11 protein-coding genes and 1 pseudogene are annotated in these 12,940 nt (G+C 61.7%); 10 read left to right on the top strand and 2 right to left on the bottom strand.

All coding sequences use genetic code 11. The annotated features are described in order from the left end of the window. The first annotated feature begins 251 nt into the window (after positions 1-251). From QZ634_RS06155 to QZ634_RS06120, 8 genes and pseudogenes are all read left to right on the top strand, one after another. A complete protein-coding gene (locus QZ634_RS06155; protein ID WP_034909832.1) occupies positions 252-512 on the top strand; it encodes an acyl carrier protein in 261 nt (86 codons plus the stop codon). Between the two features lie 8 nt (positions 513-520). Next, entirely contained in the window at positions 521-1,048 is a 528-nt protein-coding gene (locus tag QZ634_RS06150; protein ID WP_291986445.1) for a GNAT family N-acetyltransferase, read from the top strand. A gap of 253 nt (positions 1,049-1,301) precedes the next feature. After that, positions 1,302-1,712, top strand: a complete 411-nt coding sequence (locus QZ634_RS06145) for a low affinity iron permease family protein (RefSeq protein ID WP_291862933.1) — start codon at positions 1,302-1,304, stop codon at positions 1,710-1,712. Between the two features lie 389 nt (positions 1,713-2,101). After that, on the top strand, positions 2,102-5,809 hold the full coding sequence (locus QZ634_RS06140; protein WP_291986443.1) for a hypothetical protein: 3,708 nt from the start codon (positions 2,102-2,104) through the stop codon (positions 5,807-5,809). Continuing rightward, positions 5,805-6,005: pseudogene (locus tag QZ634_RS06135) on the top strand (type II toxin-antitoxin system PemK/MazF family toxin); the annotation flags it as partial. The gene QZ634_RS06140 and the pseudogene QZ634_RS06135, both read left to right, overlap by 5 nt. Positions 6,006-6,090: 85 nt before the next feature. Then, on the top strand, positions 6,091-6,552 hold the full coding sequence (locus QZ634_RS06130) for a PaaI family thioesterase (protein WP_291986441.1): 462 nt from the start codon (positions 6,091-6,093) through the stop codon (positions 6,550-6,552). Then, the gene (locus QZ634_RS06125; RefSeq protein WP_291986439.1) at positions 6,549-6,983 is read left to right on the top strand and encodes a PaaI family thioesterase; all 435 of its coding nucleotides are present in this window, start codon (positions 6,549-6,551) and stop codon (positions 6,981-6,983) included. Before QZ634_RS06130 ends, QZ634_RS06125 begins: the two co-directional genes overlap by 4 nt. A 47-nt stretch (positions 6,984-7,030) precedes the next feature. Continuing rightward, positions 7,031-8,107 carry a tartrate dehydrogenase gene (locus tag QZ634_RS06120; RefSeq protein ID WP_291986437.1) on the top strand — a complete coding sequence of 359 codons (1,077 nt, stop codon included), beginning with the start codon at positions 7,031-7,033 and terminating at the stop codon, positions 8,105-8,107. A 110-nt stretch (positions 8,108-8,217) separates the two neighbouring features. Here QZ634_RS06120 and QZ634_RS06115 read toward each other — a convergent pair whose 3' ends face one another. After that, on the bottom strand, positions 8,218-9,135 hold the full coding sequence (locus tag QZ634_RS06115; RefSeq protein ID WP_291986435.1) for a LysR family transcriptional regulator ArgP: 918 nt from the start codon (positions 9,133-9,135) through the stop codon (positions 8,218-8,220). 107 nt (positions 9,136-9,242) lie between these two features. On the opposite strand from QZ634_RS06115, the gene QZ634_RS06110 reads away from it, so the two are divergent. Then, positions 9,243-9,842: a LysE/ArgO family amino acid transporter gene (locus QZ634_RS06110; protein ID WP_291986433.1), complete on the top strand. Its 600-nt coding sequence runs from the start codon at positions 9,243-9,245 to the stop codon at positions 9,840-9,842. Between the two features lie 134 nt (positions 9,843-9,976). Here QZ634_RS06110 and QZ634_RS06105 read toward each other — a convergent pair whose 3' ends face one another. Beyond that, positions 9,977-10,348, bottom strand: coding sequence for a hypothetical protein (locus tag QZ634_RS06105; RefSeq protein WP_291986431.1), 372 nt, complete (start codon positions 10,346-10,348; stop codon positions 9,977-9,979). A gap of 817 nt (positions 10,349-11,165) precedes the next feature. Here QZ634_RS06105 and QZ634_RS06100 point away from each other — a divergent pair. Beyond that, entirely contained in the window at positions 11,166-12,905 is a 1,740-nt protein-coding gene (locus tag QZ634_RS06100) for a nitrite reductase (RefSeq protein ID WP_291986429.1), read from the top strand. Positions 12,906-12,940 lie beyond the last annotated feature (35 nt).

The following is a 12,940-nucleotide window of genomic DNA, read 5'->3' as shown; positions in this document are numbered from 1 at the left end:
GGAATGCTTGTGTAGTATGGCTGAAGCATGCCACCGAAGGCGCCGTGCCACCAGGCGTCGATGGGCTGTCTGCCGTAACGATGACCAGCAAGGCGAGAAAAACCGCCAACGCCATTTTCGAGGACCGCTGCGACGGGCAGCGGTAACAAACTGCATTTTGGGCGCGACTCAGTCTCTGAGCGCCGCTCAGGATTTCCGATGTTGTACCGTGCGGCCGGTCGCCGAGCAGTGTTTACTGGAGCGTAAGCACCATGAATGACCAGGAACTTCGCGCCGCCGTACTCTCCGTCGTGCGCACCATCGCCCCCGAGCTTGATGCCGAGCGCATCGAGGCGGACAAACCCCTGCGCAACCAGATCGATCTCGATTCCATGGACTGGCTCAACGTCATCCTCGCATTGCGCGAAAAGTTTCGCGTCGATATCCCGGAGTCCGACTACGGCAAGGTGCAAACCTTGAACGCGATCGTGGCCTACCTCGGCGCCAGACCCGCACCGCATTCGCCCGGCTGACGATGGCGATGGCCAGATATCCCGCCGAGTTGGTTCGTAAACGCACCCTGTTCGACGGCAGCGAAGTGACGATTCGCCCGATCAACGCGGACGACGCGTCGATCGAGGCCGACTTCGTTCGCCATCTGTCGCCCGAGTCGCGCTACTCGCGCTTCATGGTGACCTTGAAAGAACTGCCGACGACCAAGCTACGTTACCTGACCGATGTCGATTACGACAAGCACATGGCCTTCGTGGCGACGCTGCCGCACGATGGGAAGGAGACGGAAATCGGCGTGGCCCGCTACATCGTCGATCCGAATGGCGCGAGTTGCGAGTTCGCCGTCGCTGTCGGCGACGCCTGGCAGGGTTCGGGGGTCGCGGGAATCCTCATGGCGACGCTGATGGATACGGCTCGCGCACGTGGCCTGACGAGCATGGAGGGGATCATCCTGGCGACCAATCACCGGATGCTGAAATTCGCGCGGCAGTTGGGTTTCACCCCGCATCGTGACTGGGACGAGCCGGATACGGTGCATGTCGCGCGGCCCCTGTAGGACGCTTCACAACGCGCGATCCCGAAGCGTCAAACCCCGATGCGGCAGGCGAACGGCGCCGGTAGCCTGCGTTTCTGGCGATGCCATGAGTAGCCGGGCGGGCGAGGACGGTCACGCCAGCATGACTCGATAGCTGGCCTGTGGTCAATGGCTACCGGGAGGGGATTCCCAGCCGCTGACCTACGCCGCATTGCCCAGCCGCAACCAAGACTTGACCGTTCGCAGTAACAACACCTGAAACGAGGTCCGTTCCATGGCTAGAGCTTCTTGGTACACCAAGTTTGCAAAAGGCGCTTCTCACTTCTGCGGGCGCCCGCGAGTCTTCACACTTGCGGTGGGAGTCATTGCCGTTTGGGTAGTCACGGGCCCTATGTTCAGGTTCAGTGATACGTGGCAACTGGTGATCAACACGGGCACGACCATCATCACGTTCTTAATGGTGTTCTTGATCCAAAACACGCAGAACAGGGACACGGAAGCCATTCAGGTGAAGCTCGACGAACTGATCAGAGCGACCAAGGGTGCACACAATGCGCTACTCGATCTGGAGGAGATCGAAGAGGACACGCTTGACGCATTCCGCACCAAGTACCAAGCGCTTGCCGCGGCTGCCAGGAGTGAGCTTGAACTTGGCAACCAAGACACGGGAACGCCAGAACCATGAAACCGGCTATCGCCATCGGTCTTGACAACGACGGCATAGGCCGAGCGGATAGATGGAGAGGATGGTGATCATCGCTCCCTCGCCCTATCCTCCGGGCCGAGAGCTGACCTTGGGCCAGGGTACGGCAAAGGGGGATTGGCACGCATTCGACCTTACTGGCGCAAACGTCCCGTATGGTCGGGTAGCCGAAATCTCGCTCTCCCTCCTGCATGTCGGCTTTCCGTGGTACTGCTGACCTTCTCGTCGTGACGTGGTCTAATTTCCCTGGACCCCTCGATAGGTGGATGATCCACCTTTGGAGGAACAATTGATGAGTCACAAACGCAAGACTGACGCGGTCCAACTGCCGTAGACAGCATTGCGGCGAAGCCTGAAGCAGTGGTGCGTGGATGCACCTGAGCGGAGTCATCTGCCGGGCAGGTTTCGCCCTGCCCTTGGAGTGCGTTCTTGCTGAGCAGAGGATGGAGCAGGCGATGGTTGGCGGTAAACCAGAATTACGAAACTGGCTAATAAAGGCATTCGCTTTCGTCGCGGTGCTCGAAATTGTCTATCTGCTAGCGGGGAACCTGCTGCTCAATGGCCGCTTCCTGCCGCAGATGCTCAGCCGCGACCCCGATCGTTTGAGCATCGAATGGGTATCCGCATGGACACTCGTGCCGGGTCATCTGCGGGTCACAGGGTTGACGCTGCGCGGTCAGACAACGCAGCAGCAATGGTGGCTCTCCATGGATCACGGTGAGGCCCGCCTGGCGCTGGGCAGTCTCTTCGCCAGGACATTTCGGCTGAAAGGCGTCGAAGTTGACAGTATAACGGCAGTGGTACGCGATCGGCTTGCGCTTGCCCCTGCGCCGGCTACGGACTCCGCTTCAACGCCTGCAACGGCCGGTGAGTTGCCGAGTGCCACTGCGGCGGCGCAAGCGGATGCCACGCCGTCGCTCCCGAAACGACCAGCAAGCACGATTTCGCAGCCGGACACGGCGGCGCAGACGCTGACCCCGCCAGCAGCCGAAGCGGCCAGTGAATGGTCTGGCTGGAGCATTGCGGTGAGCGATGCGGACATGGCACAAATCCAGGAACTTGAAGTCAACGGCTACCACTTCAGCGGCCAGGCGAGGCTGCGGCTCGATGATTTCAATTACCGCCTCGATGGGCCCCTGGCCATGGCGCGTGGGCGGGTTCAGCTGGAGTCCGGCAAACTTCTGCGCGCTTCCGAGTTGCTCGCCTCCGATCTGCAGGGCGATGTCGACCTTGGCGTTGATGAGTTTGTCCCCGGGGAAAACCCGGGAGCCGGAGCGGCCAGATTCGTTTCGGGGCGCATCGGCGTGACCGGCGATCTGACATCGTTTGGCTTCATCGACGCCTATCTCAGCAACAGCCAATGGCTGCAGCTGGATGGCAGCGGTCGCCTGCAGGCAAGCCTGCGCATCGAACACGGCACCTTGATGGAGGGCAGCGAACTGTCCATCGAATCACCGGATTTGACGCTCGTTCTGGATGAGCGCCTCGCGTCCGGTGCCGGCGAGCGTCACCTTGTCCAGGGGGCGGGCAGGGTGCACGGCGATGTCCGGGTTGAGCAGGGCTCGGGGCAAACGCGGCTGCAGGTGGAATTGCGCGATGTGGCGATGCGCAGGCTCCCGCAAAACCAGCTTTTTCTGCAAGCCGAGGGCTTTAACCTCGGCTTGACCGCGGCTCCCGTGAATCTGAGCGAGAGGCCGGGCGAAGCGTCCGTGTCCATGCAGTGGCGGGAAGCCGTGATGCCCGATATCGCGCTCTTGAACAGTTATCTGCCCGGCGGGCTGCCCTTCCGACTGACCTCGGGGAAGGCGCGGCTGAACGGACAGCTCACCTATGCCGAGCGGCAGGTTTCCGGCCGCTTCGAGCTGGCCGGGGAGAAAATCTCCGGAATCGTTTTTGAGAAGGAAGTGGTCGGTACGCTGGCTGTCGATCTGATGATCAAACAGGCCGATTTCAGGAACCGGCGCCTGGATCTTTCCGGTACCCGGATCAGGATGCAGGCATCCGAGCAAGGGCCTGCCGGCGCGGCGGGCCCGGCCGCTTTGCAGACCGAGCTCAAGCTCGTGCGCGCGCAACTGGCATCGGCCTTGTCGCTCGACGAGCTCAGGCAGTATTCCGGACAGCCGCCGCTCAGCGGCGAAGTCAAGCTGGAGGGAACGGTGGCGAATATCGATTTCCTCAACGCTTTCCTCGCTAAGCGCCACGCCGTCGAGTTCGGCGGCGGCGGCCGCCTGCAAGCGGATCTGCACCTGAACGCTGGGCAGCTGGCGTCCCCCAGCAGCGTGACGGTCGAGTCGGATCGCCTTGTCAGCCGGTTTTCCGGCTTCGAGGCGAGCGGTGCCGGTGGCGTATCGGCCGGGATTCGGACGCGGGCCGGTGCGGAGGAGATGCGCATCGATATGGCGTTGCGGGATATGCAGATACGGCAGCTGAAAGGGGGCGCGGTTTTCTTGCGTGGAAAGGGGCTGCAGCTGACCGCGACGAGCCCGCCGCCGGATGGTCGCAGAAGGCGCATCGAGCCGACCGCCGCGTTGACCTGGCAGGACGCGCTGATGCCCGATGTCGCGCTGCTGAACAGCTACTTTCCGGGTCAACCGCCATTCAGTCTGGGTTCGGGTACGGCCCGTTCGAGTGGCCGCCTCGACTACGCCGGTCGGAAATTATCGGGACGTGTCAATCTGGCCGGCGAGAACATTGCCGGCGTGCTGTTCATGGAGCCGGTCGTCGGACAGCTTGCCGTCGATCTGGTGATCAGGGAGGCTGATCCGGCGAGCGGTCTCCTGGACCTCTCGGGGAGCAGCGTGCAGATGCAGGCAGCGGCGGCAGTGGCGGCAGCGGGCGAGGGTGCGCCGCTACAGACCCGCATCACCGTTACCGAGGCACGCCTCAAATCAAGCCCGCTATCGGCCAAGATGGCCCGCTCCGGGCGCGTGCCCCCGCTCAGCGGGGTGGTGAAACTGGAAGGGTCGGTGGCAAATATCGCTTTCCTCAACAGCTTTCTTCACGGCAATCAGGGGCTGGCATTTTCCGGCGATGCGCGCATGACCGCCGAGCTGCGGCTCAGCGAAGGAAAGGTCGCACCGGGAAGCAATCTGAACGCCGAGTCGGACCATCTGGTCAGCCGCTTTCTCGATTTCGAGGCCAGCGGCAGCGGCGTGTTGAAGGCCGCCATTCAGGGTGATCGGGGAGCGCCCGAGGCCAGGATGGAGGGATTTCTGAAGCGCTTCGGGCTGCGCAGGCTCGACGACCAGGTGCCGTACGTGAAGGGGCGTGATTTTCGCATCACGACCGTCGGCAAACGCTTCGATTCAGTGCACGGGCTGCGTGATCTGGAGACGGTGATCACGCTCGGGTCTGCGGAAATCCCCGACATTTCGATCTACAACGCTTATCTGCCGAAAGAGGGCGGTGTCTCGATTGGTGCCGGAAAAGCGACGCTGGCCGCAGATTTCAGGCTGAGCGGCGTCACCGGTAGCGCCAAGCTGGAGATGCAGGCCAGCGGCGTCGAGGTGCACGTCAAGGAGCAGACCATCAAGGGCGACCTGCGCATCAGTACGCGTCTCAGTGAAGGGAATCTGGAAAAGATGAGCTTCGATGCGGCGGGCACACAGCTGCGCATCGACAACGGTTCGCTGGAAAGCGAAGGGAGCGCGCACGACAATTTGTGGTGGGGACAGATCGACATCGACCGCGGCCGCATGATCTGGAAGCGGCCACTGAAACTGGACGCGCAGATCAGCCTGCGCCTGCGGGACAGCGGTCTGCTGGTGCATCTCTTCGTAAAGCAGACGAAGGAGCAGCAGTGGCTGAACGAATTGCTGACCATCCGCGACGTCAGCGGGCACAGTGAAGTTCGCCTCAACGACAAGGCCATTGTGCTCAGCAATGCCCGGATCAGCGGTGAGAAGCTGCTCGTGCTCGCCAATCTGCGCCTGCGAGAAGAGAAGATGCGCGGCGGCCTGTATGCGAGCTATGGGATACTCGGTGTGGGCATCGAACTCAAGGGCGATGAGCGAAGCTGGAAGGTCCTGAATCCACGTCAATGGTATGACCGCTACTCCGCAGCGTTCTCGGCAGAGTAGCCTTGCTGCACCGCTGCTGCGGATCACGGTTCAGCCAAGCGAAGGCAACGGTTTGCAAAAGCCTTCTCAGGTGATGGTGGACAAGTTCATGACGGTGAGGCGAGACAAGCCGGGAGAGGCATTCGGGCGAATCGACGCCGATGCGATGCTGGCGACCGAGCGTTGCCTGGCCGTATTCCTGGGCATCGTAAAATGATGCCGCCTCTTCCCTCGGCGCCGGTAATACTGTCCGTGCCCCGCTCTGCCGCAAGTTTTCCCTTCTTTTCGGGGGTCCCATCCTGATGGCCGCGACAAGCGATCCGACCCTTGAGCAGTGGCAGAAGAAACTCAGCTTCCTTCCCTATAACCGGGAGCTCGACCTGCGCTTCGGCGAACTGACCGAGCGCGGCTGCATCCTGCGCCTTCCTTACCGGCCCGAGCTGATTGGCGATCCGGAAAGCGGTGCCCTGCACGTCGGCGCGATCGCCGCGCTGGTCGATACCACTTTCGGTTACGCGGTCCATCGCCGGCTCAGCGAGCGACGCGGCTTTGCCACCCTCGATCTGCGCATCGAGCATCTGCAGCGCTCCACTGCCGGGCAGGACATCCTTTGCGTCGGCGATTGCCACAAGCTCACGGCCAATGTCGCCTTCGTCAGGGGCAGCGTTTATCACGACGACCCCGGCGCGGCGATAGCCACTGCCGTCGGCATCTACATGTTCACCGGCGGCGCGACACCCATGGCGGCAAGGGAAACTGAATGAAACTGTCCGACGCAGTTCGCGCCGCGCGCGCGAACGACGACTGGGATCGCCTGATCCAGGCTATCCCGTTCGCTGTCTTCCTGCGCGTGCGCATGGAAGTCAAGGGCGAGCGCCTGACCTGTGTTCTCCCGGGCGACGATCGGCTGGTGGGAAACCCCTGGCTGCCCGCCTTGCACGGTGGTGCGACCGCCGGTTTCATGGAATGTGCGGCGATCCTGTTCCTGCTCTGGCACCGGGATTCGGAGGCCATTCCCAAGACGGTCGATTTCACCATCGACTACCTGCGCAGCGGCAAGCTGCAGGATACACGGGCGACGATGCAGATGGTCAAGCTGGGCAGCCGCGTGGCCAATATCCGCGTCACCGCCTATCAGGCGGATCCCGACAAGCCGATCGCCGTCGGCTATGGTAATTTCCTGCTCCCGTCCTGAACGGTGGGAGTGCTCGCGAGCAAGGGCCAACAAACACGGAGGGCAGCATGAGCACCCACAGAATCGCCGTCATCGCCGGCGACGGCATCGGCAGGGAAGTCATGCCCGAAGGCCTGCGCGTGCTCGCCGCGGCCGCCGACAGGTTCGACCTCGACCTGCAGTTCACGACGATCGACTGGGCGAACTGCGACTACTACCTGCAGCACGGCGAGATGATGCCGGCCGACTGGTTCGAGCAACTCAAGAGCTTCGACGCCCTCTATTTCGGCGCCGCCGGCTGGCCAGACAAGGTGCCCGACCATATCTCGCTGTGGGGGTCGCTGCTCAAGTTCAGGCGCGGTTTCGACCAGTACGTGAATTTGCGCCCGGTCCGCCTGATGCCCGGCGTTCCCTGTCCCCTGGCCAACCGCAAGGTCGGCGACATCGACTTTTACGTCGTTCGTGAAAACACCGAAGGCGAGTACTCGGCGGTCGGCGGGCGGATGTTCGAAGGCACGGAACGGGAAACCGTCCTGCAGGAATCGATTTTTACCCGCAAGGGAGTGGACCGCATCCTCAAGTATGCCTTCGATCTCGCGCAGCGGCGCCCGAAGAAACACCTGACTTCCGCCACCAAGTCGAACGGCATGGCGATCAGCATGCCGTACTGGGACGAGCGGGTCGAGGCGATGGCGGCGAGCTACCCGGAGGTGCGCTGCGACAAGTACCACATCGACATCCTCTGCGCGCGTTTCGTGCTCAGCCCGGAGCGTTTCGACGTGGTCGTGGCTTCCAACCTTTTCGGCGACATCCTCTCCGACCTCGGCCCCGCCTGCGCCGGTACCATCGGCATCGCGCCGTCGGCGAACCTCAATCCCGAGCGCGACTTCCCCTCGCTGTTCGAACCCGTTCACGGTTCGGCGCCGGACATCTACGGGCGCAATATCGCCAACCCGATTGGAATGATATGGTCCGGGGCGATGATGCTCGACTTCCTGGGCCAGGGCGATGCCGGCCATGGTGCTGCGCACGATGCGATTCTCCGCGCCATCGAGAGCGTGCTCGTCGACGGCCCACGCACACCGGACATGGGTGGCGCCGCGAGTACCAGTGACGTTGGTCTGGCCATCGTCGACGCCCTCTGATGCTTGCCTGGCGTCGCCTTCGTGACCATGCTCAGGGTGCGCCATTTAAGTAGTTTGAAACGGTCGTCGTGCCTGGAATTCATGGCTTCCACACGGCGTGCAACCCTACCTTAGACGGCTTTCTGTGCGCGTAGCGCCTTTCTTGCTGCCCCATGCACCAGTCGGCTGAGAGACTCCAGCGCTGACGACGCGATCCGCCAGCGATGCCAGAAAAGCGGAATGTCCAGGCAATGCTGCGGCGCGAGCTCAATGAGGTGGCCCGCCTTGAGGTGCGTCTCGGCCAGCTGTTCGGGGATCATTCCCCAGGTCATTCCGCGCAGCACTGCCTCAGCAAACGATCGCGTGGTGGGCAGGTAGTGCGTCGGTGGCTTGATGACGGCGTCGCCGATGAGCCGGGCCAGAAAAACCTGCTGCAGGCCATCCTTCTTGTTGAACATCAGCATCGGAGCCGCGTTCAGCGTTTCGGCATCGACCCCAGCGGCGAAGTAGCGCTCGACATAGGGCGGCGACGCCATGGCCAGGTAGCGCATCACGCCGAGCGGTTCGACCCGGCAGCCCTGAACCGCTTTGGGGCTGGCGCTGACCCCGGCCATCGCCGCGCCTTCGCGCAGCAGGAGCAGCGAGTGATCCTGATCCTCGACGCGCAGGTCGAGGGTCATGGCCGCACTGGCGGCGAGATCATCGAAGACGTCGAGGAACCAGCTATCCAGGGAATCGGCGTTGATCACCATCGGAATACGCACGCTGGATGCGGCGCCGGCTTCGGCATCGACCACCCCCAGTGCGGTGAGAGCCTCGGCTTCCAGCAGGGCAAGTTCTTCCGCGTACCGTAGCAGAGGGCGTCCGGCGGCAGTCGCCTGGCAGGGCGTGGAGCGCTGGATGAGAACCTGCCCAATGCGCTCTTCCAGCAACTTGATGCGCTGGCTGATCGCCGATGGCGTCACGTTCAACTTCCGCGCGGCGAGGTCGAAACTGCCTTCGCGGATGGCTTCGGCGAAGGCAGCCAACTGGGCGTTGTCGATCTTCATGGATTAGCAATTCTAATGAATGATAATGAACTTTAACTGGTTTCGTGTCGTGGCGCAGCATAAGCTGACCGCCTTGCCCACTTCACCGACCCATTCACCGACCCATCATGCCTGCTGATCTGATCGCCGGATTCCTTTCCGGCGCGGTGCTCATCGTCGCCATAGGGGCGCAGAATTCCTATGTGCTTCGCCAAGGCGTCCGCCGCGAACACGTCCTGCCGGTGGTGCTTGTCTGCGCCAGCGCCGACGCGCTGCTGATCGCCGCCGGCGTTGCCGGGCTGGGGGCGGTGATCCAGGCTCAGCCGACCTTTCTCAGCCTTGCTCGCTACGGCGGAGCGCTATTCCTGTTCGTTTACGGGCTGGCATCGGCACGGCGCGCACTCAAACCGGAACGGCTCATCGTCGACGCCGGGAGCGCGGCACCGCTCGGCGTTGCCCTGGCGACCTGTCTCGGCTTTACCTTCCTGAACCCGCACGTCTATCTGGATACGGTGATCCTTCTCGGCTCTCTGGCCAGTCAAAGAGAAGAAGGAAGGTGGCTGTTTGGCACGGGAGCGGTTGGGGCGAGCTTTGTCTGGTTCTTTGCCCTCGGCTACGGAGCGCGTTTCCTGGCCCCGCTGTTCGCGAAACCCGTCTCGTGGCGCATTCTCGACTCGCTGATCGGCATGACGATGTTTGCGCTCGCGGGCATGTTGATTTTCGAGTAGCCGCGATGGGTGGCGCCTCAACGCTCGACGTGACGGGGCGGTGAGAAGGCCCGGCGCGAAGGGCACTGCAAGCGCAGCTTGCAGGCCTTCAGTGTCGACCGCTGCTTCCGCAGCGATCAGGCATGGATTTCCCGCTATTCGACGGTCAGTTCGGCGTAAGTCCCCTTCAAGTCATTGGCGTCAACCATCTTGAATTTTTCACCCTCCGCCAATATCGCAACACATCGATCTTGGGATCGGCCTCGCCACTTCACACACAATTGGCCTTGATCGGTCACCAACCAGGTGCCACTGTCGCTGTTATTCTTGCTCAGGTTGTTGCCATAGAACGCGCCGCCACTGCGGATGTCCCAAACGACTTTGTCTTGATCCATCACGCGGATGTGAATCCATTTCTTGTCGGTGGCAAGCGCTTCGACGTCGGGTTTCGGCAAGAACTGCCGGTCTTGAGCCAACGCAGGCGTCAAGACGGATAGGGCCAATACCGCTGCAGCGATCTTTTTCATTTGCAGAGCCTCCTTGTGGTGTGGAAGAGATAATTTACAGTGGCCCAAGGTTGAAGCTGATCCATCCGCACGGGCCAGGCGCGGCAAGTCGGGAATGAAACGACGGCGTGTGGAACGTCACTCCGTGTGCGTCAAACACCGCGGTGGCAGGGCTTGCGAGCTCGGCGATCGGTTTCGTCGGCCGAGTTTAACCCTGTTATCGGAAACCCATCTGCTGCATGAAACCACCGCCGGATTCGTGACTCGGTGTCATGCGACATAGTCGAAGCCATCTCGGAGCAGGCTTTTCGCGCTAAGTTTGCGGATTCTATACAGCCTTAAGGAATCGTGTAACTGGGCGTCTTGCAAACGACGCGGATGGTCGACAGTCAGATCACTTCAATGACTGCGCTGGGCAGATATATTCAGTCTTCGTTTCTGGTCGTCAAGGTTGCCGGCCAGTGCAGACAATATCGACGACGAGGTCAGGTGTGGCGATGGCGTCGGGGCCCTCACGAGCCAACACAGCCGGCGCCGCCTAGCGCGGATCGCCTGTGTGCTTTCCAGCCAGGGTGCTGGACACAACGGCCATACTGATTCGTGGCGGTTACTGTCTGCGCCGCGCCGGCCGTCGGCGTAAGTTCTGATTTCCTCTGCATCGCATCGGCGCTGAGCTCGGCGACCACGAGTTGCAGGTTCGAGCTTTTGGCGGCCGTGACGCGCGGCAGAATCGCGAATAGTTGACTAGAGTCAACAACTATTCGGTAGGGCGGGCGTAAAACGTCACCGCAGCCTGGCGTTTTGTCGGCTGCACGGCTCAAAAGGAGGATCTTGCGAAATGACCAATTATCATGGATTGCGTACGGTGGCAGTGTTGTTTGCCGCCACCTTGCCTCTGGCGGTGAGTGGCGCGTTGGCCCAGGAGACTGACAAGAAGAACGTGTCACAGGAGGAACAGAAGTACCAGGCGTCCGGTTCGTCACCGGTCGGTCAGGCAGAAATGCACCAGAACATCAACCCGAAAGCGCCTCCAATGACCAAGGAGGAGTTTGACAAAGCCAAGAACATTTACTTCCAGCGCTGCGCCGGTTGCCATGGCGTCTTGCGCAAGGGGGCAACCGGAAAGCCACTGACCACCGACAAGACGCTGGCCAATGGAACGGAGTATCTGAAGGTTTTCATCAACTACGGTTCGCCCGGCGGGATGCCGAACTGGGGAACTTCCGGGGAACTGACCGAAGCCGAAGTCGACATGATGGCGCGTTACGTCCAGCAGGAACCGCCGGTGCCGCCGGAATGGGGAATGAAGGAGATGATGGCGTCGCTGAAGGTCAACGTGCCGCCCGAGCAGCGCCCGACGAAGAAGATGAACAAGCTGGACCTGGACAACCTCTTCTCGGTGACGCTGCGTGACGCAGGCAAGATCGCGTTGATCGACGGCAAGACCAAGAAGATCGTCAAGATTCTGCCGACCGGCTACGCCGTACACATTTCGCGGATGTCGAAGTCGGGGCGCTACCTGTACGTGATCGGTCGCGATGCGCGCATCAACCTGATCGACCTGTGGATGCCCGAGCCGACCAACGTCGCCGAGATCAAGGTCGGCCTCGAAGCGCGTTCGGTCGAAACGTCGAAGTACAAGGGTTACGAGGACAAGTACGCGATCGCCGGCACCTACTGGCCGCCGCAGTTCGTGATCATGGACGGTGACACGCTGAACCCGCTGAAGATCGTATCGACACGCGGTTCGACGGTCGATACGCAGGAATACCATCCGGAACCGCGCGTGGCGTCGATCGTCGGTTCGCACTACAACCCCGAGTTCATCGTCAATGCCAAGGAAACCGGCAAGATCATGGCCGTCAATTACTCGGACCTCAAGAACCTGAAGATCACGATCATCGACGCCGCGCGTTTCCTGCATGACGGGGGCTTTGACTCGACCGGGCGTTACTTCATGGTTGCCGCCAATGCCTCGAACAAGATCGCCGTGGTCGACACCAAGGAAGACAAACTGGCGGCGCTGGTCGACGTCGGCAAGATCCCGCATCCTGGACGCGGCGCCAATTTCGTCCATCCGAAGTTTGGACCCGTCTGGGCGACCAGCGACCTCGGCGACGAGTTCATCAGCCTGATCGGCACCGACCCGGTCAAGCACAAGGCACAGGCGTGGAAGGTCGTGCAAACGCTTACCGGGCAGGGAAGTGGCTCACTGTTCATCAAGACGCACCCGAAATCGACCAACCTGTGGGTCGATACCCCGCTCAATCCGGAAGCCAGGATCAGTCAGTCGGTCGCGGTTTTCGACATCAGGAATCTGGACAAGGGGTTTGAAGTCCTGCCGATCGGCGACTGGGCCGACCTTGGCGACGATGGCGCCAGGCGCATCGTTCAACCCGAGTACAACGTGGCCGGTGACGAGGTCTGGTTCTCGGTCTGGAGCGCCAAGGACAAGAAGTCGGCACTGGTCGTCGTCGACGACAAGACGCGCAAGCTGAAAGCGGTGATCAAGGACCCGGAGCTGATCACGCCGACCGGCAAGTTCAACGTCTTCAACACCCAGCACGACGTCTATTGAAGAACTGGCCACGAGCAACGGAAGGAGCGGGGGCG

It is taken from the genome of Candidatus Accumulibacter sp. ACC007, assembly GCF_907163205.1.
Classification (GTDB): domain Bacteria; phylum Pseudomonadota; class Gammaproteobacteria; order Burkholderiales; family Rhodocyclaceae; genus Accumulibacter; species Accumulibacter regalis.
This window is presented reverse-complemented; position numbering and strand designations above follow the sequence as displayed.

What these genes read in the sequence shown, in the direction of transcription:
- QZ634_RS06120 (WP_291986437.1), top strand. Translation starts at nt 7,031, where the DNA reads ATGAGCACCCACAGAATCGCCGTCATCGCCGGCGACGGCATCGGCAGG.
- QZ634_RS06145 (WP_291862933.1), top strand. Translation starts at nt 1,302, where the DNA reads ATGGCTAGAGCTTCTTGGTACACCAAGTTTGCAAAAGGCGCTTCTCAC.
- QZ634_RS06100 (WP_291986429.1), top strand. Translation starts at nt 11,166, where the DNA reads ATGACCAATTATCATGGATTGCGTACGGTGGCAGTGTTGTTTGCCGCC.
- QZ634_RS06150 (WP_291986445.1), top strand. Translation starts at nt 521, where the DNA reads ATGGCCAGATATCCCGCCGAGTTGGTTCGTAAACGCACCCTGTTCGAC.
- QZ634_RS06155 (WP_034909832.1), top strand. Translation starts at nt 252, where the DNA reads ATGAATGACCAGGAACTTCGCGCCGCCGTACTCTCCGTCGTGCGCACC.
- QZ634_RS06140 (WP_291986443.1), top strand. Translation starts at nt 2,102, where the DNA reads ATGCACCTGAGCGGAGTCATCTGCCGGGCAGGTTTCGCCCTGCCCTTG.
- QZ634_RS06130 (WP_291986441.1), top strand. Translation starts at nt 6,091, where the DNA reads ATGGCCGCGACAAGCGATCCGACCCTTGAGCAGTGGCAGAAGAAACTC.
- QZ634_RS06105 (WP_291986431.1), bottom strand. Translation starts at nt 10,348, where the DNA reads ATGAAAAAGATCGCTGCAGCGGTATTGGCCCTATCCGTCTTGACGCCT.
- QZ634_RS06125 (WP_291986439.1), top strand. Translation starts at nt 6,549, where the DNA reads ATGAAACTGTCCGACGCAGTTCGCGCCGCGCGCGCGAACGACGACTGG.
- QZ634_RS06115 (WP_291986435.1), bottom strand. Translation starts at nt 9,135, where the DNA reads ATGAAGATCGACAACGCCCAGTTGGCTGCCTTCGCCGAAGCCATCCGC.
- QZ634_RS06110 (WP_291986433.1), top strand. Translation starts at nt 9,243, where the DNA reads ATGCCTGCTGATCTGATCGCCGGATTCCTTTCCGGCGCGGTGCTCATC.